This is a genomic window from Geotoga petraea (assembly GCF_900102615.1).
Lineage (GTDB): Bacteria > Thermotogota > Thermotogae > Petrotogales > Petrotogaceae > Geotoga > Geotoga petraea.
Genome location: NZ_FMYV01000005.1, coordinates 150,985 through 171,097 on the forward strand (window position 1 = coordinate 150,985; position 20,113 = coordinate 171,097).

Sequence of the window (20,113 nt, forward strand, 5' to 3'; positions counted from 1 at the left end):
TCGTATTTTTTTTAATCAATCAAAAAATTGGATCTGTTTCCATATGTTCCCAAAAATCTTTTGATAATTTTTGATATAAATCGTAAATTCTATCTCTATGTACTTTTTCCCATTGAGCTAAATGTCTTAATATTTCTTTTATTTCTTTTCCTTCAACACTTTCTGAAGCTTTATTGTAAAATTCCATAAAATCTTGTTCTATTAAATATGCCATTCTCAAAACGGGAATGTCTGTTTTTAACTTTTTGAAATCACCTTGATTTACAATTTCTTTTTTTTGCCTATCTCTGAAAGCATCTCCTATATCTTCTCCGTTATATCTCAAAGGTTCGTCTTCATTGATTTTATTTATTAAATTGTTTATATAATCAACATGATCGGATTCCATTTTACTAAGTTCTAAAAATGTTTTTTTAACTTCTTCATTGTGAACTGTTTTGGACTTTGATTCATAAAAACTCATACCTTCCATTTCTTTTGATAAAGCATATTCTAAAATACCTAAGATTTTACCTGACATATGAACACCTCCATAATTTTAAAACTATTTTTTACTTTTAGTTTAATACTTCCTATTTAAATTATATCTTATATATCTATTTTTTCAAAATTTATTTTATATTCTTTTACTTTCATTTCCATAACTATATAATATCCGTCGCACAATGCTCCTGGATTAATTACTCTTATATCGCTTATATTTTTATCAAATCTTTTGTGTGAATGGCCAAAGATCATAATATCAATTTTTTTGTCAAACATTTTTATTAGTTTATCTGCATTGGCAATTCCAGTTTGATGACCATGAATGATTCCAATTCTTATACCTTCAATTTGAAGGGTTCTTTTCTGGGGTAATTTTTTCTTAATAAAATATTCATCCATGTTTCCATGAACACCTATGAATCCTGGTTTTTGATTTATTAATTCAAAATATGTGTTGTCATCTACAATATCCCCAGCAGAGATTATATAATCAAAGCTATTAAAATCAAATTTTTGGAATAATTCACTATTCGCTCTTGTAGGAACATGGGAATCAGAAAAAATAAATATTCTTTTCATATTATTCCTCCTACTAAAAAAGCCTCCCTATGAGGGAGGCTAATTTGTTTTTATTGTTCTTTCCATACACCCCATATTCTCCATAATGTTCCAACATATGGTTTTGGTTCTTCTATCATAAGGTGTAAATCATCTGATTTTGCAATTAAAATGTTCTGAGCAAAAGTGTATATAAGTGGTTGATGCTTTGCTATTAAGTTGTTCATTTCAGTAAACAATTCTATAACTTTATCTTCGTCAAGGGTAACTTTTTCTAATTGATAAATTTCGTCAATTCTTCTTTCAAAGTCAGGAACATAATAATCTTCTGGATCTAATAAATCTGGATTACCTTTCTCAGCTAAAGTCTCTGGTGAAAAGTTCCAGAAATGCCAAGCTTCGTCTAACTGCCACATGTTCCATCCATTGTGTGGATCTGGAGAATCTCCAGAAAATCTAATAATCATACTTTGGTATTCACCAGAAGATAACTCTGTAACCAATGTATTAAACTGCAAAGGTCTAAAATTAACTGTCATACCCAATTTTCCTAAAGCATCAGATAAAATATTTCCAATTTCAACCCATACAGTTGTTGAAACATTTGTGGTCAAATCAAATTTAACGTGGTTCCCTTCTGGACCATATAACTTACCTTTGTTATCCCATGTGAACCCACCTTGTTGTAATTCTCTTCTCGCACTTGCCAATGAATATCTATATCCTAATGAATTTATGTATTCTTCATCATAATAAATAGAACCCGGTACTTGTTCAGTGTATACGGCTGCACCTAAACCGTTTAAGTTGTTATCAACAATTGCTTGTCTGTTTAGAGCATAAGAAACAGCTCTTCTAAAGTTATCGCTTCTAAACCAAACTCTTTGTTCTTTTATTGGAGAATTCCAATTAAATCCAATAATACTTGGTCCAGGAACTAAACCGCCTATTACGGTTGAGTAGTTACTTTCTGATTCTTTTTCTTTCATTGAAACATAGTTAGATGCCGATAATGATAATAAATCTAATTCACCAGCTTGGAACTTAAGAACTTCTGTTTCGTTGTTTTGAACAATTTGATATACAATTTGATCTAAATAAGGTAATTGAGTTCCATTGTTATCTACTGCAAAGAAATTTGGATTTCTTTTTAATATTACCCTTACGCCTTCTCTGTAGTCGTCAATGATAAATGGGCCTATACCAACTATTTTATCTATTTGCTCAACCGTCCACATTTGAGCAAATTTTTCAGGGTCCCCAACAATTCCAGAAAAAACATGCTCAGGCAAAATATAAGTTGATCCAATTGATTCTGTAACTGTTCTTAATGGTGTCTCATAGATAAATTTAACTGTATAATCATCTACTTTTACCACTTCTGGTAAGTTATCTTCTGAATCTAAATAACTATTATTTCCGTTGTATGACATACTACTATCAAAAGCCAACTTGGTAAATGAAAAAACAACATCGTCAGCATTGAAATCTTCACCATCAGTCCATTTAATTCCTTCTCTTAGTTCAAATGTGATTTCCATTTTGCCTTCTTCAGTGATCTTTTCGTTGTAGTCTTTTGCTAAATAAGGATGTGTAAAAAAACCATTTTCATCTTGACTTAACATCATTCCTGCAAATAAACTGATAAAATCGTCTGAATTTTGATCACTATACCAATAAGGGTTTAATGTTTTAGGGCCCGTTGTTGTGGATACATAAAGGCTTCCCCCTCTTTCACCATTCACATCAGTTTTTAACCAATCAACTGAGAATACCGTTAGAGACAATACTAATACCGTTAATAAGGTTAGTAGCTTTCTCATCTAATCCCTCCTATAAATTTTTTCTCAACCCCCTGAGAAATATTTATAGAAGTTAAAAATAAAGGATGGGATAATATCCCACCCTATTAACTTTTAATTAGTGTTCTTTACAAAATTCTAATAATTTAAGTATAATTCCTATTTGAAACATTTATATTTTGTTATTAATTTCCTAATGATCTTGGATCTAAAGCATCCCTAATTGCATCGCCAAACAAGTTATATGAAATAACTGTTAAAAATATAAATAAACCAGGCAATAATAACCAAGGATAATTTGTCAACGCTTCTATGTTTTGGGCTTGAGATAACATAAGACCCCAAGAAGCCGAAGGTTCTGTTATACCTATTCCTAAGAAGCTCAAACCGGCTTCACCGAGAATATATTGAGGAACTTGTAGTGTAGCAGAAACTATAACATAAGTTGCTGTGTTTGGTAATAAATGTCTTGAAATTACCTTACTTGGTGGATAACCCAAAGCTATAGCTGCCTCAACAAACTCAGACTGTTTTAATCCTAAAGTCATGCCTCTGATTACCCTTGTCATTCCTGGCCATCCAATGAATGAAAGAATGACGATGATAAACAGATATCTCAGTGCAGGACTTATTCCCGTAGGCAGAACAGCTGCTAACGAAATAATCAAATAGAATCCGGGGATAGACATAAGTATTTCGGTTAATCTCATGAGTATCTCATCTGTCCACCCACCATAAAAACCGGCAACACCACCAAGAAATAATCCAATAGTAAATGTAATAGCTATACCTATAAGACCTATTGTTAGAGATATTCTTGATCCAAATAGAATCCTACTAAACATATCTCTACCGTATTTATCTGCTCCCCATGGATAATAAATTCCATCATCAGAAAGATGATCACTATATTCAGGTAGTAAACTCTTTTCAACACCAAATAAATGCAAATCAGTAGGGATAAAACCTAATAATTTGTAATCCCATGATCTTACAAACCATTCTAAATCATATCTCTTAAAGCTAACCGCTTCTATATCTTCAGGATATATTTCAAGGGGAAATACAGTAAAATCAGAAAATTGAACTTCAACAAAATTAAGCTGTTTATAAGTAACTATTTCTTCAATTTCTTTATCAGCAATTTTAGGACCATATTGCCAGTGATTTTTGTATTCTTCTATAGCGTAATCTCTTGTGTCAGTATTTACTAATACTTCTGAACCTCTCATCATTTTTAATAAATCAGCATCATACATACCATCAATTTTTTCAAGATTGCCACTGACATTTTCAGATTTGAAATAAGTTAATGGTATCAAACTTTTAAGAGGATCTGTTGATGTAGTTAGATCAATTAATTCTCCATCTGAGGTTTTTGCCCTAATTATTTCTTTAAAAGAATATTGAATATTTGTGACTGTTGCGCCATAAGTTTCGTTGTATTTTCCTAATTCAAGAGTAGCTGTAACATCCTCAAAAGGATCATATGCTCTAAATTTATCAAAGTGAGTAGCCTCTACAAAAGAACCTTTTCTTGTTATAGGATCTCTTGTCAATGTATATAAATAAACATGTCTGTCTACCTTTTCACCAGTTATTTGATCAGTTGTATAAGTATCCATTGGTTGCATATATCTATATTTAATGTGGTTGTTGTATGGATCCATGGGTGAAAAGAAGTCAGCAAAAATTGCTAATAAATATAACACTATTAAAATAAACATTGCCGTTAAACCAAGTCTATGTCGTTTTAATATTCTCCAAACCAGCTGAGGCTGAGAGAGAAATTCATTTTCAAAAATTTCTTCATTAGACTTATTTTCAATGTTCTTTTCTTGTTCTTTCTTTTTCTTCGCCATAAATTATCCCTCCATTAGCCTAATCTTATTCTTACTCTCGGATCAACTGCTGCAAGTAATATATCTGCAATCAAATTACCAACAACTAATAACAATGCACTAAGCATCAAGTTTGCCATAACCAAAAATATGTCTTGTTGTTCTAAGGCTTCAATTATCAAACTTCCCATTCCTGGCCATGAAAAAACTCTTTCGGTTAATACCGCTCCACCAAGCAACGTTGCAATGTTAAAACCTAATGAAGTAACAACGGGATTTATGGCATTTCTCATTGCATGTTTGTAGGTAACAATTCTATCTGGCATTCCTTTCGCTCTGGCAAATTCTACATAATCTTTATTCATTTCATCCAATAATTGACCTCTCATAACCCTCATAGTACCAGCAAGGCCAGCTGTACCAAGCGTTACCATAGGCCCTATAACATGCCAGAAATAATCTACCATCTGTTGGAACCAATTCATATCATCAAAACCTAAGGAAATAATACCTCCAATCGGAAATAGTCCCGTCGCTGCTGCCATAAACAGCCACAACAGGGCAAAAAAGAAATTAGGTATTGATATTCCAATAAATCCAAATGTAGATAATGCTTGGTCTGTAAATGTATATTGTTTTAGCGCGCCAACAATACCCAGCGGGATACCTATCCCCCAGGTAAAAATGAATGTCGTTATACTCAGAAGTAATGTTGCTTCTAACCTTCTAAACAAAATATTCCAAACTGGGACTTTATATGTAAATGAGTATCCCCAGTCTCCTTGAACAATATTTCCTAACCAAATGAAATATTGAGTAACAGGATCTTTGTCTAGCCCAAACTGTGTTTCCAAAAGGTCAATTTGTTCTTTTGATATACTTGGATTCAGTCTGTACTGATCTAAGAAATCTCCTGGAGCTGCTTGAATTACAAAAAAAGCAACAATTGACACCCCAATCAAAACAGGAATTGCCATAATCAGCCTTCTAATGATGTACTTTAGCAAGATGAGCTACCTCCTTTTATTAATTAAAAGGGCAGGAAAAAGCTCCCGCCCTCCCTTAACTTATATTAATATTATTGTTCTTTCCATATTCCCCAAGGTCTCCATAATACTCCTGCTAATGGATTTGGTTCTGGGTTATATATGTGTAACTCTTCTACGTGAGCAAATAATACGTTTTGGGAAACTGTGTAAACAAGTATTTGATTTTCAGCAATCAACATTTGCCATTCATCCCAAAGTGCTTGTAATTTTTCTTCATCAAAAATTGATTTGTTAACTCTCATTATTTCGTCTATTCTTCTTTCAGCTTCAGAAACATAATAGTCTTCTGGGTCTACCCAATCTTGAACTTCAGGACTCCAGTTCCAGAAATGCAATCCGCCATCAAGAGCCCATACATTTGAACCCCAAGCAGGATCGTCTCCACCTGTTAATCCAATAATTATAGCATCCCAATTTGCAGAAAACATTTGTCCAACCAATGTGTTAAATTGTACTGGTCTAAATGTTACTTCAATACCCAATTTTGATAATGAATCAACTAATATATTAGCAATTTCTTCTCTTGTGTTATTTCCTGAGTTAGTACTTAATGAGAATGCAACTACGTTACCTTCTGAATCAATTAATTTACCCTCATTGTTCCAACTGAAACCGCCTTCTTGTAATTTTCTTCTTGCTGTGGCAAGTGAATATCTGTAACCAATTTCTTCTATTTCAGGATTATAGAATGCTGATGATCTTGATCTTGGCCCGTACATAGGCTCTCCAAGTCCATTCATCAATGTGTCTATTATTGATTGTCTATCAAAAGCATATGCAACTGCTTGCCTAAAGCTTGTATTTCTAAACCATTTTCTATGAACTGGGTCTTCAGCATTAAAGTTGAATGCGATAAATTGTGAACTGTTTACTGGTCCACCAACTATTGTTTTCCAACCTTTTTCTGAAGCTTGTGCTCTGATTGATGGGAAATTTTCTGCTGTTGGTGCAAATACATCAATTTCTCCAGCTTCGAATTTAAGTCTTTCTGTGTTTAAATCTTGAACGATTTGATAAATAACTTTGTCTAAGTATGGTAATTGTACTCCGTCTTTTGATTTTGCAAAGTAGTAAGGGTTCCTTTCTAATACAACTCTTACACCTTCTACGTAATCAGTAACGATGAAAGCACCCAAACCTACAATGTCATCAATTTGTTCAACTGTCCATGTTTGTGCAAATGTGTCTGGATCTGAAACTCTGTCTTTGAATTTGTGTTCTGGTAATATAGCAAATTGTCCACCCAAAGCTTCGAAACCAAATCTGAATTTTGTAGGATATGTAAAAATCAAGTGATTTCCGTCTACTGTTAATTCAGGTAAGTTTCCAGCTTCATCTTTGTAAACATCATTTCCATCTGCTTGCATACCTTCAGGAACAATTACATTATTCCAAGTGAATACAATGTCATCAATGGTAAAAGGTGTACCATCTGACCAGCTTAAACCTTCTCTTACTATAAAATGATAAGCTGTTCCGCCGTCTTCAGTTTCTTCCATCCAGTGTTCTTTTGCCAAACCTGGTTCAGACCATCGGGCTCTGTTGTCAGTGTGTAACAATGTTTCCCTAAAATAATCTGTAATATCTGTAGATGATGTTTCTTGAGCCCAATATTCGTTCAATGTTTTAGGACCAGAAGTTGTACTTAAATATAAAGTACCTCCTTTTTGTCCACCTTCTACATTTTCAATGAGCCATTCAGGCTCTGCAAATAAGAACAAAGATGTTAATAAAACAAGTGTAAATACCAAAAGCTTTTTCATAAAAAGCCCTCCCCTCTGAGTAATTTTCAAAAAGTGATTTAACTGACATTACTTTTTATTCAATTGATCCAAAATTCCTTAAAATTATAAATCAATCTCCCTTAACTACTTCATTTTCTTTATATAAGTAACAAGCTACAAAATGTTTATCGTTTATGGCGTAGTATGGTGGATATTTTTGTTTACATTCATCCATTGCAAATTTACATCTTGGATTAAAGAAACAACCTTTTGGCCTGTTCATAGGACTAGGTACTTGTCCAGTTATTATAAATTGCTTTCTATCTCTTCTTTTATTTGGATCCGGTACTGGTGCAGCATTTAACAATGCTTGAGCGTATGGATGTTCGGGTTTATCGAATACTTCGTCTCCAACACCATATTCAACCATTCTACCCAAATACATTACACCAACATAATTGGATATGTATCTTACAACACCTAAATCATGTGATATAAACAAGTATCCTGCGTTCAATTTATCTTGAAGTTCTTTTAACAGCCTTATTATTTGAGCTTGAACTGATACATCAAGAGCACTTGTTGGTTCGTCAAGAATAATTAAATTTGGATCTAAGACTATAGCTCTTGCAACAGCTACTCTCTGTCTTTGCCCACCAGAAAACTGATGAGGATATCTATCAGCGTGGTAAGCTTTAAGACCAACTGTTCTAAGCATTTCTAATATTCTTTCTTTAGCCTGCAATTTATTTTTTACAACGCCATGAAATAAAAGAGGCTCCATGAGTGCCTGCCCAACTGTCATTCTTGGATTTAAAGACGAAGTTGGATCTTGGAAAACAATTTGTACATTTCTTCTGAAGTTCATTCTTTTCTTTTTTATGTCTTTCATCATAAAATCATAGAACTTTTCTTCACCATTATCAAAATAGTATTTATAATATTGATTTTCGTATTCTTCTGTATTTGCCATTACACCATCTACAGATTTGTACTGTTTTTTTAAACCTTCAGCTTTGTCAACATATTCTCTTTTTAAAAATTCTTTTGCTTCTCTTTTTTTCATGAAAAAATGAGATGTTTCTTTGTCATCAACCATTATCTTACCTGCTGAAGGGTCATGAAGTCGCAATATGGTTTTACCTATTGTTGTTTTACCACATCCCGATTCACCAACCAATCCGTAAGTTTCTCCTCTTTCAAGGTGCAAATTTACATTGTCGACAGCTTTTACGTGACCAACTGTTCTTTCTATAACAAAACCGTGCTTAACGGGAAAATATTTTTTCAAGTTCTTAACTCTTAATAACATTATTTATCATCCTCCGTTTTTGCAACTTTATCCCCACTATCTACTTTATCAGTTTTATAAGGGTTGAAACATCTCAAAAAATGACCTTTTTCTACTTCTACAAGTTCTGGCCATTCTTTTCTACATCTTTCAGTGGCCTTCGGACATCTTGGTAAAAATGGACATAATGCTGGAGGATTTAACATTATTGGAGGTTGACCTTTTATAGGGTTCAACTCATCCTTTTTAACGTCATGCCTTGGAATACATGACAACAATGCATTTGTATATGGGTGCATTGGTCTATCAAAGATAGTATAAACATCTGCCATTTCCATTTGGTTTCCACCATACATTACCAATACTTTATCTGCAATTTCTGCAACAACAGATAAATCATGAGTGATGTAAACCATGGCTGTGTTAAATTCATTCTGCAAATCTTTCATCAATTCAAGAATTTGCGCTTGTATGGTAACGTCTAAAGCGGTTGTCGGTTCATCAGCGATTAATACTTCTGGGCTACAGGATAGACTAATAGCTATAATAATTCTCTGCCTTTGTCCTCCAGAGAATTGGAAAGGATAATCGTCTATTCTTTCTTCGGCGTTTGGCAAACCCACTGTTGTGAGCAAATCAATTGCTCTTTTTCTTGCTTCTTCTATTGTAACATCTTGATGATATACTATAGTTTCGATCATTTGATCGGCTACTGTATACATAGGATTCAAAGATGCCATCGGATCTTGGAAAACCATACCTATATGTTTACCTCTGATCCTTGTAAAAGCTTTTTTATTGAGTTTTGCAAGATTCACATATTCTTTTTCCCCGTTTTTAGAAAATTCATCTGTATTAAAAAGAATTTGTGTACCTTCCGCCAAATAACCAGGTTTCTTAATCATACCCATTACGGACTTCATAGTTACTGACTTACCCGAACCTGTTTCTCCAACTACCCCAAGTGCTTCATTCATATTGAGCTCAAAAGAAACCCCGTTTACAGCTTTTACAGTTCCCTCAGCTATATCGAAGTAAGTTTTAAGATCTTTTACAATCAAAACTGGTTCGTTCAATATTCTCACCCCAATGTATTAAATTCATCTAAGATATATTATAATAAATATGAAGATTAAATGTCAAGTGTTAAATTATTTGTTAAACTTAAATATACGTTTTAAACTGCGAATAATTGCTTTTATTGAAAAATATTTCAGTATTTTAAATTTTAATCTTTTTTACGAAAATTATTTCATTGAGGAGGCTGTATAATGCGTTTAGACAAGTTTTTAAAGAAAAATAAAATAGTTAAAAGAAGGGTAATTGCCCACGATTTATGTGTTAATGGAATGGTTTTAAAAGAAAACAGAGAATTAAAACCAGGTTACGATGTAAAAGATGGAGATTTAATCACCTTAAATTTTGGAAAGAAAGTTTTAAGTATTAAGGTAATTGATGATTATGATTTTGAGATTATTGAAGAAAAATTTATTAAAGGGGATTGATCCCCTTTAATTTTCAATAATCTTTCAACCAATCCCATATTTTCTTTATTCTTTCCCCTATCTTTTTCTCTATACCATTATTACTCGGGTAATAAAATATATCTTTTTCATATTTTTCGGGCATATATTTTTCTTTTACAAATCCACCGAAATCGTGCGGATATTTATAATTTTTTCCATAACCCTGTTTTTTCATATTTTTGTTTATTGCATTCATTAAATGCTTTGGAACTGAAAAATTATTTTTATGTATAAATTCTTTTGCATTTAAATATGCATTATAAGACCGGTTAGATTTTGGTGCAGCGGCAAGATAAACAGTTGCTTCAGATAATGGAATAACACATTCCGGATAACCTATTTGTTCAGTGGCTGTCATTGCCGAAACAGCAATATTTAAAGCATTAGGATCAGCAAGCCCTATATCTTCACTCGCAAGTATAACTATTCTTCTTGCAAGGTACATTGGGTCTTCTCCGTTTTCAAGCATATAACTCAAATACAATATTGCTGCATCTGGATCACTTCCTCTGACACTTTTTATGAATGCTGATATATACGAATATTTATCATCAACATCATAATGCATTGTTTTTCCGGTAAAGTCATCAACTTCTTGTGTTGTGATTTTTTTTGTTCCACTTTCAACTAAAGCTTCCACGAAGTTTATTATTCTTCTAAGATCGCCATTGGCGTAATTAATTATTTCTTTCTTTGCTTTTTCATCTATTTTAACATCTTTATAAAAATTTTCTATTCTATCAAAAACTATTTCATATTCTTCTTCATTGAACTCCTTTATTTTGAAAACGTTTACTCTCGATAATAGAGCAGGATTTAATCTAACTGCGGGATTTTCTGTTGTAGCTCCAAATAGAATTACATCTCCATTCTCTACACTCAAGAGTAGAGTGTCCTGTTCAGCTCTATTCAGCCTATGAATTTCATCAATAAAAAGTATTTTTTGTTTAGAAAATAGATTATCCTCTTTATTGACTATACTTTTTAAAGTCTTTGCCCCTTCTAAAGCTCCAGATATTTGATAAATTTCATAATCATTTTCTATTTCATTTATTATAGCTTTTATAAATGTAGATTTGCCAGATCCCGGAGGACCGTAAACTACAAATGATTTTATAGAATCATTATCTAACCATTTTCTAAAGATATTTTTTAATTTTTCGTTCCCTATTATATCTTCAATTTTTTTTGGTCTAAGAATTTCTGACAAAGGATTATTGCTTTTCAAAATACTCTCCCCTTTTTTCTAATCACTTATATAACAATAGTATCATAAAATTAATTAAAAAAAAGGAGAGATTATATTCTCTCCAAATAATATTTTGTTTCTTCTTCTAAATCTTGAATTGAAAAATTTCTTACCCATCTGTTTAACTCTTTATTTTCATGTTCTACGATTAGAACAGGAACAGTAAAGATAAGTTTTTGAGCTGCAATATCGGGGTGTTTCTTTGTATCTATTATTTCAATTTCTATATCATATTTTTTCGCTACATTCTCAACTTTTGGAAGTATTGCTTTACAAACTCCACAGTCATCATGCTTAAAATATCTGAATTTCATTTATACCCCTCCTATGTATATCGGTATAATAATATTATAATATATAAATATGAATTAATAATGTATTATTTCTTTCAAATATGTATGTTATAATAGTCTTATAATACCGGGAGGTGTGAAAATGGCAGAATATGAAGTTTTTAATCCTGAGGAAAACAAAAATCAGGAGCCAAAACGTAGGCAAACTCCACATATAAAAACTATTGTGAGTATAATTATCATAATTTTAATTGGCATTTATTTATCCACAGGAGTTTACCAAGTTGGTTCATCTGAAGTGGCTTTGGTAAAAACATTTGGTAAATATCAAACTACACAAGGACCAGGCATACACATTCATGCTCCAATTCCTTTTCAATCACATGTAATTGTTGATACAAGAAGTGTTAAAAAGGTTGAAATAGGTTTCAGAACAACAAGAGGTGGTTCTAACCCCACTTATTCAACATTAGATCAAGAATCAAATATGATAACTGGTGATGAAAATATTTTACATATTGAAGCAGTAGTTCAATATAGAATAAGGGATCCTGAAAAGGCCGCTTTTAGAATTATTGATGATTATAATCTTGTTAAATTCACGACAGAAAGTATTTTAAGAGAAAGAGTTGCATTATCCAATATAGATGATGTTTTAACAGCTGAAAGAGATTCAATAGCGATGAAAACTGCTGAATTGGTTCAAGAAACGCTCGACTTATATGACTCAGGAATCATGGTTGAAAGTGTTTTCTTGCAAGATGTAACTCCTCCAGATTCTGTAGTTGCAGCCTTTGACGATGTCAACAATGCTAAGCAAGACAGAGAAAAAATCATAAATGAAGCAAATAGATATTCTAATGACATTTTACCAAGAGCTGAAGGTGAAGCAGAACAGATTTTGAGGCAAGCAGAAAGCTATGCTTTTGAGCAAGTCGCAGATGCTGAAGGTGAAACACAGAGGTTCCTTGCAATACTTGATGAATATAAAAATTCTGAGGACGTTACAAGAAAAAGATTAATCCTTGACGCTATAAACGATATGCTTCAGAGTTCAAAAATTAAAGTTATTTCAGAAAATGACAGCACTCTAAAACTTTTAAACTTAGATCAAATCTTAGGTGGTGATTCTAAATGAAAAAAATAGGAACTTGGATAACTTTGGGAATTATCGCCATTTTAGTAATAGTTTTCCTTTCTACATCATTGGTTATTTTAGATGAAACTCAACAAGGGGCTATTGTAAGATTTGGTGATATAAAAAAAATAATAACTGAACCAGGCATTTATTTTAAAACTCCATTTGTAGATAATGTTTTAAAATTTGAGAAAAGAATAATGCTTTATGATATTGATACTGAGAGAGTTATAACTCAGGATAAAAAAACCATAGTTGTAGACACTTATTCTATTTGGAGAATTTCAAACCCACAAACCTTTATTGAAAGTATGAGAACCATAAATAATGCATTAACAAGAATTGATGACGTTGTTTATTCTCATGTACGTGATGTTATTGCAAAATATACTTTTGAAGAAATTTTATCAAAAAAAAGATTAGAACTTTTAGAAGAGATCAAGGTTAGAAGTGAAGAATCTCTAAAAACATACGGAATAAATATTGTTGACGTCAGAGTTAAAAGAACTGATCTTCCAGATGACAACAGAAAAGCTGTTTATGAAAGAATGAATGCAGAAAGATATTCAATTGCAGCACAAATTAGAGCTGAAGGTGAAAAAGAAGGTCAAAAAATAAGAGCTGAAGCAGACAAGGAAAAAGAGATCATTTTATCCCAAGCAAACAGGGATGCAAAAATTATAATGGGTACTGCAGACGCAAGCGCTTTAAATATTTATGCTGATGCTTACAACGAAGATTCAGATTTTTATGAATTACAAAGACTTACAACTATTTATAAAGAATCATTGAATAATTCTGTAATATCAATTCCTTTAGATTCTCCATTAATGAGATATTTTTACGAGGTGGAATAATGAAAAAAATAATGGGGTTATTAATTATTTTAACTCTATTAGTATTTACTTCCTGTTCTAACGAAACCAAGGAAAAATTAGTCATGATTGAAACAACAAGAATATCTCCTAATCAAAGTTTGAAATTTAACACTAATTTTGATTATGACTATTATAATGTTTATATAAATGAATCTCCGGTGAATTTTCAAAGTTCACCGGGGTCATTTTTTATAAAAAATTTGGAGTATGGTAATAAAAATCTTAAATTAGAATTTTTTAACGACGATGAAGAATTAATAACCCAATATTCTACAACTGTTTTTTTTGATAATGAAGGCCCAAATATAACCAAAAATAATATTTTTATAGAAAAAAGTGTTTTGAATATAAATTTCGAAACAAACTCTGATGATTATAATTATTCAGAACTTAAAATAGGGGACACATTGGTCGCGTCTTCGGTAAACACTTCTTTCTCTAAAAACATTAATAAAGATAGCGGCGATATTAATTTATCTGTTATCCTTTATGATAATACTATGAACACAACTAATTTTTCAACCATTATCAATACAAATATAGATAGACCACCAAAAATTATTTCAGAAGAGATAAAAATAAATTTATTTTCTGAATATAAACTAAAATTTTATGATGATTGGGATAAAGAATTGAATATATTCGTAGCAAATAATGAAGATGATAGTTATTTTTATCCGTATAATTTGTTAGAATCTAACCTATCAACATCTACAATTAATGCTTTTGATTCATCCAATAATTTTGATACTAAAGTTCTAAAAATATCTAAAGATCTTAATATCCCTTTAAGTCCAAACGTTAATTCAAGGTTGATTTCTTCTGACTCTGGATTTTTCTCATGGAATCCTGAAGGTGAATCAACACAATATATTATAGAAGTTTTTGAAAATAATTTTGGTTGGTACCCTAAATATAAAACTAATTCAACTTTTTTTGAAATTAAAGATGAAAATTTGTCGTTTGTGAGAAAAGTTTCAAAAAACAATACTAAAGGGCTCCCTTCGCCTCCAATTATAAAATTTACCGATACTTTAAAACCCTATGAATCAGGTATTTTAGACAATATAAAACAAAATTCTATCTTAAATCAGATAAATTCACCTTTTATTATAGCTTCAGATATCTTGATAGAAGAAGGAACAACATTGTTTATAGAATCTGGAACTACTTTAAGATTTTTTGCAGATTCAAGATTAATCGTGAGAGGAAATCTTTTTATAATGCCAGGTTTGGTAAACAGCAATCTCATAGGTAGGGGTATCATAGTAATGGATGGAGGAAATTTAATTATTTCTGACTCTGATATTGAAAACATTAATATCAGTGGGAAAAGAGGGAATCTAATATTTCTTGAAAATACGAAATTTTCTACTGATTCAAGAATTAATTTAAATAATATATCAAGGGTTCAGTTTTATAATGTGATAAAAAATCAAGGAAGCAACAATTTAGAAAATATTTCTGGTATTTATATACTTAATAGTGAATTTTCTGATTTAAATATAAAAAATTCATATGAAACTATGATTTATAATAGCAATATTAATAGTTTTCAACAAAATTTTAGAACTAGAACTGTAATAGAAAACAGTATGGTAAATGAACTTTATAATCAGAATTTTAGTTATTTTAATTCAATAAATAGTATAGTTGAAAATGTTAATAACATAAATTTCTCTCTTTATTTGGAAGATGATTCCGTTGATTAGTTCTGTTGAGAACTTATTTAGAAATTTAATTTTGGAAACTAATTCTAATACTCATCTTCCTAATTCGGCATCTGTATTTTTGGCAAATTCTAGTTTAAATCTTATAAAAGATAAAATGAAAATTCTTGAAATAGGATCAGGGATTGGACATGTGAGTTTAGTTCTTTCAAAACTATTTAAAAACTGCCATTTCACTGGAATTGAAATACAAAAAGAGCTTTACGAACTATCAAAAAGAAATCGAATCATTAACAAGTGTGAAAATGTAAAGTTCATAAACGACAATATTGCAAACATAAGCAGTTATTTTGAACATGAAAGTTTTGATTTGATTATATCAAATCCTCCACATTATACTTCTGGAAGGGAAAGTTTAAAAAACGATAGAAAAATAGCGAGAACATTTGGTGAAGACGATATTATATCTTTTGTTTTAAACTCTTGGAAAATGATTAAAAATAAAAAAACCATAAGTTATGTCGTACATAATAATACTTTTAGGTCGTTTTTTTATCATTCTATTAAAAATAATTTAGAACCTTATGAAATCATTCCTGCATTGGGAGAAAAAAGTAAAAACATTCAATTAATTAATATCAAAGTTAGAAAAAATGGTGGGAAAAATTTAAATTTTAAAAGGCCTTATATTATATAACTTAAAAATTAGGAGTGATTTTTTTGAGTAATGGAAAACTTATTGTTTTGGAATCTGGCACAGATTCCAGTGGTAAAGAAACACAAACAAATTTATTATTTAAAAGATTAAAAGAAAAAAAAATAAATGTTTTAAAAGTGGAATATCCTGATTATATGAGTGATTCTTCTTCTTTAATTAAAATGTATTTAAACGGAGACTTTGGTAAGGACCCTTATTCTGTTAATCCTTTCGCAGCTTCATCTTTTTTTGCAGTTGATAGATACGCCTCTTTTAAAACAAAATGGCAAAATTTTTATGAAAATGGAGGGCTCATAATAGCTGATAGATATACGACATCAAACATGGTTCACCAAGCGTCAAAAATTGAAAACAAGGAAGAAAAAGATTTTTTTCTTGATTGGCTATATGATTTTGAATTCAATAAAATTTGTATACCAGAACCTGATATAGTCTTTTTTCTCGATGTCCCACCTGATATTTCATCTATTTTAATGAAAAATAGAAAAAATAAAATAAATGGGTCAGCTAAAAAAGATATTCATGAAGATAACGCACAATATCTTTTAAATACATATAAAAATGCTTTATATGTAGCAAAGAAATACAAATGGGAGATAATAAATTGTGTATCTGGAAATAGACTTAAACCTATTGAAACAATCAATGACGAAATTTTAAAAAAAACAAAAGAGCTTATAAACTCACAATAAGTCTATAAACTCTTTAGTTAACCTTGCAGTTAGTCCCCAAATTATATTTTTTTTATATTGATAAAAATAGATTGGGTATTTCCCTTTTCTCCATTTGTAATTTTTCCCATTTGGGATTAATTCATAAGGGAATCCATCTTCTGTACTAGTTATGATTTCCGCATAGTGAATAGCAGGGCTGTTATTTTTCAAGAACTCTATCGGAACGGTAAATAAACTATCGACTTCGTCTCTTGAAAATTCTATAGTGTGTAGTTCTCTATCTATAAAACCAATGTAAGAATTAATAATGAAATTATAAGGCGATATGAAATAATCGCCTTTTTTTATTACCTCTATTTCTTCTGAATATATGTTCAGCTCTTCTATAGTTTCCCTTATAGCTGCCTCCAAATAGCTTTCACCTTTTTCTACCATTCCACCAGGGAAAGACACTTCTCCCGGCTGTTTACTTAATGAAAGTGCTCTTGTTTCGTATAATAAAGATAATTCCCCATCAACGTATATTAAGGGGATCAATACTGAATATATATTTTTAATTCCCAATGACCTTGGCTCATGTTTCGCTAATTTTCTCTTTAATTTTTCTAAATCCATTTACAAATACCTTTCGGTTATTAGCTGGCATATATCTTCTAACAATTCACTATCTTTTTCATCAAAAGGATTAACTTCATGGCTATCTATGTCTATCTCACCAGCTATTTTCCCATTTTTATCAAATAAAGGTACTACAATTTCAGATTTTGTTTTTGGACTACACGACAAATAATTGTCTTCTTTAGACACATCAGATATGACGAATGTTTTTTCTGTACTCGCTGCTTGGCCACATATTCCCTGACCAAATTCAATCTCTACATGTTCAGTTTTTTCTCCAATATATGGTCCTACCTTGAGTTTATTATTCCCGTCAACAAGATAAAATCCAGTCCAATTATAATAATCTATCTTTTTATCTAATAATTCACATATTTTATATAGAGCTTTGGTGAATTCAAGGTCTTTACCATTTATTATCTTTTTTGCTTCATCATAAACCACCCAAAATAAAGCTTTTTTTTGATTAGGTTCATATTTATCGTTGTATTCTTTCACAGATTTTTTAAAAAGTTCTTTTAAATTAATTTCGCTTTTATGATCGTAGTACCATATATAATCTAAGATTATGATATTTTTCTTGTATGTTTCAAAAACTACGTAAGGTTTTTCACCATCTAAATTTAAAATAAGTACTGAAAAATCAGCCCTTTTTAGATTAAAATTTTCTGAGTTTTGAGTTATCATATTTATAATATTTGACTTTTCTTCGGCAATTGTTTCTTCTCTAAACCAATTTATTTTGTCTAATTTCCTTCTGCCTAAACTATCTTTTAAATATTTTATATATGAATTTTTATCATAACCAATACTAAAAATTACTTTTTCAAATAGTCCATTAGTTTTATTACTGAAATAATAAAACCATTTATCCCAGTTTTCTTGCGGATAAGAAAGTAATTCAAAATAGTCTTTCGTTATGTCATTAAAAATACTTCTCACTAAATTCACCTCAACTAAAATATTTTTTTTATGAATATATCGGGTTCTTTATTCTTATAATATAATGAGAAAAAAACGTATTTGCCATTATCCGAGAATGTTGGATAATATGAATCACTATCAATTTCTTTTGTTAAATTCAGTAAATTGTTTTCATACAAGAAGAAAATATCATAAGATGCATCTAAATTGTAAGAAAATACAATTTTATCAGAGTTATCTGACCATGAATCCATTTGATTTCTTGATAAATCAAATAATCTAATAGGCTTTTCATCGTTTAAGTAAATTCTTACCTCTGCAGTTTCTGGATTTATTCCATAATATATAATTTTATTTTTATACAATGAAGGTCTATATTTTAAAAATTCTTTATCATCTGTTAAAACTTTTTTTTCTTCTGAGATTAGATCATACTCAACTATTTGATTGTATTTTACTTCATTTTCAATTTCCTCTGAATATATTATTTTATAATCATCAATAAAATATGGTGAATAACCATATGTTTTATCTGTTATTTTTTTAAAATCATTTTTAATCCTATCATAAATTACAATGTCCCAGTTTCCAAAAAGCGTTGATTGAAAAACAAAATAATTTCCATTAGGTGATATATCTGGGAAATACTCTGAAGATAATTCTAATGGTATTTTGTTAATTTTTACTTTATTCAAATCATAGAAAAATACCTCTCTATTACCCTTGTACCTATCACTTATAAAAGCTATTGTGCTGTTTCTTTTTATTGGATATTCATCCACACCTTCATAAAAAGTCATCTGAAGTGTTTCCCATGTATTATCATATTTCAACCTATTTAAAGAAATTTCCTCTAATAAATTCACAGAAAATTGTTCTACCCAATCTGAGGAATCTTTTAATTCACTTTTTTTATAAAAACTTTTCCCTTCGATTTCATAATAAGTATTTATAGTTTTAGTGGAATTATTTGTTATTCTTAGAAAAACATCTACATCGTAACTCATGGAATCTTCAAAATCATATTGATTTGTCAAATAAACTGTTTTTTTAGAATCTATAATTTCAAAATCATAGAAATAACTTCCCAAACGAGTGATTTTTTCAACCACACTGTTTTGGTACCAGTTTGATCTGTTGTATTCAATTATCATGTCACTCTTTTGAAAAGAAAAAATAAATATATTTATTAACAAAAAAAATAATATAAGGTACACTTTTTTCATTTTAATCCAACTTTTTTTGTACTAATTTTTTTACGATATTTCCATCTGCTTTTCCTTTTACTTTTGGCATTATTTTCCCCATAACCTTCCCAAAGTCTCTTTTATCTTTTGCTCCTACTTGCTCAATCACTTCATCAACAATTTTTTCTATTTCTTCTTCTGATAATTGCTCTGGTAAATATTTTTCTAATATTTTGATTTCTTGGCTCTCTTGTTCTGCTAAATCATCTCTACCTGCATTTTTATATTGTTCTACAGAATCTCTCCTGTTTTTAATTTGTTTTTCTATAACAGCTATTATTTCTTCGTCAGTAAGATCTTTTTGTTTGTCTATTTCTTGGTTTTTTATTTCAGCATTGACCATTTTTATTGTATTAAGTGCTAATTTGTTCTTATCTTTCATATATTTTTTCATATCTTCAATCAATTGCTTTTTCATATAAGTCCC

The 20,113-nt window shown here is 30.4% G+C and carries 20 protein-coding genes; 6 read left to right on the forward strand and 14 right to left on the reverse strand.

What is annotated here, in order from left to right; all coding sequences use genetic code 11:
- Positions 1–19: 19 nt before the first annotated feature.
- From BLS00_RS07190 to BLS00_RS07225, 8 genes are all read right to left on the reverse strand, one after another.
- A complete protein-coding gene (locus BLS00_RS07190) occupies positions 20–520 on the reverse strand; it encodes a ferritin family protein (RefSeq protein WP_091404199.1) in 501 nt (166 codons plus the stop codon).
- A 68-nt stretch (positions 521–588) separates the two neighbouring features.
- Positions 589–1,065 (reverse strand): metallophosphoesterase family protein, encoded by a 477-nt coding sequence (locus tag BLS00_RS07195; protein WP_091404201.1) that lies wholly within the window; start codon positions 1,063–1,065, stop codon positions 589–591.
- A 50-nt stretch (positions 1,066–1,115) separates the two neighbouring features.
- Entirely contained in the window at positions 1,116–2,867 is a 1,752-nt protein-coding gene (locus BLS00_RS07200; RefSeq protein WP_091404205.1) for an ABC transporter substrate-binding protein, read from the reverse strand.
- 164 nt (positions 2,868–3,031) lie between these two features.
- Positions 3,032–4,708, reverse strand: a complete 1,677-nt coding sequence (locus BLS00_RS07205) for an ABC transporter permease (RefSeq protein ID WP_091404207.1) — start codon at positions 4,706–4,708, stop codon at positions 3,032–3,034.
- A gap of 14 nt (positions 4,709–4,722) precedes the next feature.
- Complete coding sequence (locus BLS00_RS07210; protein ID WP_091404210.1) at positions 4,723–5,694, reverse strand: ABC transporter permease; 972 nt, start codon at positions 5,692–5,694, stop codon at positions 4,723–4,725.
- A gap of 71 nt (positions 5,695–5,765) precedes the next feature.
- On the reverse strand, positions 5,766–7,499 hold the full coding sequence (locus BLS00_RS07215; RefSeq protein ID WP_091404212.1) for an ABC transporter substrate-binding protein: 1,734 nt from the start codon (positions 7,497–7,499) through the stop codon (positions 5,766–5,768).
- 91 nt (positions 7,500–7,590) lie between these two features.
- Entirely contained in the window at positions 7,591–8,775 is a 1,185-nt protein-coding gene (locus tag BLS00_RS07220) for an ABC transporter ATP-binding protein (protein ID WP_167849034.1), read from the reverse strand.
- Positions 8,772–9,827, reverse strand: coding sequence for an ABC transporter ATP-binding protein (locus BLS00_RS07225; RefSeq protein WP_091404217.1), 1,056 nt, complete (start codon positions 9,825–9,827; stop codon positions 8,772–8,774). Before BLS00_RS07225 ends, BLS00_RS07220 begins: the two co-directional genes overlap by 4 nt.
- Before the next feature lie 195 nt (positions 9,828–10,022).
- Here BLS00_RS07225 and BLS00_RS07230 point away from each other — a divergent pair, with 195 nt between their 5' ends.
- Positions 10,023–10,256, forward strand: a complete 234-nt coding sequence (locus BLS00_RS07230; RefSeq protein WP_091404221.1) for a S4 domain-containing protein — start codon at positions 10,023–10,025, stop codon at positions 10,254–10,256.
- 13 nt (positions 10,257–10,269) lie between these two features.
- On the opposite strand, the gene BLS00_RS07235 is transcribed toward BLS00_RS07230, so the two are convergent.
- Together BLS00_RS07235 and BLS00_RS07240 are read right to left on the reverse strand one after the other, a co-directional pair.
- Positions 10,270–11,505 (reverse strand): replication-associated recombination protein A, encoded by a 1,236-nt coding sequence (locus tag BLS00_RS07235; protein WP_091404222.1) that lies wholly within the window; start codon positions 11,503–11,505, stop codon positions 10,270–10,272.
- Between the two features lie 71 nt (positions 11,506–11,576).
- Entirely contained in the window at positions 11,577–11,840 is a 264-nt protein-coding gene (locus tag BLS00_RS07240) for a thioredoxin family protein (protein ID WP_091404225.1), read from the reverse strand.
- 193 nt (positions 11,841–12,033) lie between these two features.
- Between BLS00_RS07240 and hflK the strand changes: the two genes are divergently transcribed.
- Genes hflK through BLS00_RS07265 form a run of 5 tightly spaced genes read left to right on the forward strand, consistent with a single transcriptional unit; the run spans position 12,034 to position 16,915 of the window.
- Positions 12,034–12,957: an FtsH protease activity modulator HflK gene (gene hflK / locus BLS00_RS07245; RefSeq protein WP_167849033.1), complete on the forward strand. Its 924-nt coding sequence runs from the start codon at positions 12,034–12,036 to the stop codon at positions 12,955–12,957.
- Complete coding sequence (gene hflC / locus BLS00_RS07250) at positions 12,954–13,814, forward strand: protease modulator HflC (RefSeq protein ID WP_091404229.1); 861 nt, start codon at positions 12,954–12,956, stop codon at positions 13,812–13,814. Before hflK ends, hflC begins: the two co-directional genes overlap by 4 nt.
- Positions 13,814–15,547, forward strand: a complete 1,734-nt coding sequence (locus BLS00_RS07255) for a hypothetical protein (protein ID WP_091404232.1) — start codon at positions 13,814–13,816, stop codon at positions 15,545–15,547. Before hflC ends, BLS00_RS07255 begins: the two co-directional genes overlap by 1 nt.
- Entirely contained in the window at positions 15,540–16,202 is a 663-nt protein-coding gene (locus BLS00_RS07260) for a methyltransferase domain-containing protein (protein ID WP_176759865.1), read from the forward strand. Before BLS00_RS07255 ends, BLS00_RS07260 begins: the two co-directional genes overlap by 8 nt.
- A 23-nt stretch (positions 16,203–16,225) precedes the next feature.
- Positions 16,226–16,915 carry a dTMP kinase gene (locus tag BLS00_RS07265; RefSeq protein ID WP_176759866.1) on the forward strand — a complete coding sequence of 230 codons (690 nt, stop codon included), beginning with the start codon at positions 16,226–16,228 and terminating at the stop codon, positions 16,913–16,915.
- Here the strand turns inward: BLS00_RS07265 and BLS00_RS07270 are convergent.
- From BLS00_RS07270 to BLS00_RS07285, 4 genes are read right to left on the reverse strand one after another with little or no spacing between them, the layout of a single operon-like run.
- The gene (locus BLS00_RS07270; RefSeq protein ID WP_091404240.1) at positions 16,907–17,512 is read right to left on the reverse strand and encodes an NUDIX hydrolase; all 606 of its coding nucleotides are present in this window, start codon (positions 17,510–17,512) and stop codon (positions 16,907–16,909) included. The two genes, BLS00_RS07265 and BLS00_RS07270, sit on opposite strands and share 9 nt — an antisense overlap.
- The gene (locus BLS00_RS07275) at positions 17,513–18,457 is read right to left on the reverse strand and encodes a GAF domain-containing protein (protein WP_091404243.1); all 945 of its coding nucleotides are present in this window, start codon (positions 18,455–18,457) and stop codon (positions 17,513–17,515) included. It abuts the gene before it with no gap.
- Between the two features lie 14 nt (positions 18,458–18,471).
- Positions 18,472–19,665, reverse strand: a complete 1,194-nt coding sequence (locus BLS00_RS07280) for a TolB family protein (RefSeq protein ID WP_091404246.1) — start codon at positions 19,663–19,665, stop codon at positions 18,472–18,474.
- A gap of 1 nt (position 19,666) precedes the next feature.
- The gene (locus tag BLS00_RS07285) at positions 19,667–20,104 is read right to left on the reverse strand and encodes a GatB/YqeY domain-containing protein (RefSeq protein ID WP_091404247.1); all 438 of its coding nucleotides are present in this window, start codon (positions 20,102–20,104) and stop codon (positions 19,667–19,669) included.
- Positions 20,105–20,113 lie beyond the last annotated feature (9 nt).

What these genes read in the sequence shown, in the direction of transcription:
- BLS00_RS07280 (WP_091404246.1), bottom strand. Translation starts at nt 19,665, where the DNA reads ATGAAAAAAGTGTACCTTATATTATTTTTTTTGTTAATAAATATATTT.
- BLS00_RS07200 (WP_091404205.1), bottom strand. Translation starts at nt 2,867, where the DNA reads ATGAGAAAGCTACTAACCTTATTAACGGTATTAGTATTGTCTCTAACG.
- BLS00_RS07205 (WP_091404207.1), bottom strand. Translation starts at nt 4,708, where the DNA reads ATGGCGAAGAAAAAGAAAGAACAAGAAAAGAACATTGAAAATAAGTCT.
- BLS00_RS07215 (WP_091404212.1), bottom strand. Translation starts at nt 7,499, where the DNA reads ATGAAAAAGCTTTTGGTATTTACACTTGTTTTATTAACATCTTTGTTC.
- BLS00_RS07190 (WP_091404199.1), bottom strand. Translation starts at nt 520, where the DNA reads ATGTCAGGTAAAATCTTAGGTATTTTAGAATATGCTTTATCAAAAGAA.
- BLS00_RS07270 (WP_091404240.1), bottom strand. Translation starts at nt 17,512, where the DNA reads ATGGATTTAGAAAAATTAAAGAGAAAATTAGCGAAACATGAGCCAAGG.
- BLS00_RS07255 (WP_091404232.1), top strand. Translation starts at nt 13,814, where the DNA reads ATGAAAAAAATAATGGGGTTATTAATTATTTTAACTCTATTAGTATTT.
- BLS00_RS07240 (WP_091404225.1), bottom strand. Translation starts at nt 11,840, where the DNA reads ATGAAATTCAGATATTTTAAGCATGATGACTGTGGAGTTTGTAAAGCA.
- BLS00_RS07230 (WP_091404221.1), top strand. Translation starts at nt 10,023, where the DNA reads ATGCGTTTAGACAAGTTTTTAAAGAAAAATAAAATAGTTAAAAGAAGG.
- hflC (WP_091404229.1), top strand. Translation starts at nt 12,954, where the DNA reads ATGAAAAAAATAGGAACTTGGATAACTTTGGGAATTATCGCCATTTTA.
- BLS00_RS07285 (WP_091404247.1), bottom strand. Translation starts at nt 20,104, where the DNA reads ATGAAAAAGCAATTGATTGAAGATATGAAAAAATATATGAAAGATAAG.
- BLS00_RS07195 (WP_091404201.1), bottom strand. Translation starts at nt 1,065, where the DNA reads ATGAAAAGAATATTTATTTTTTCTGATTCCCATGTTCCTACAAGAGCG.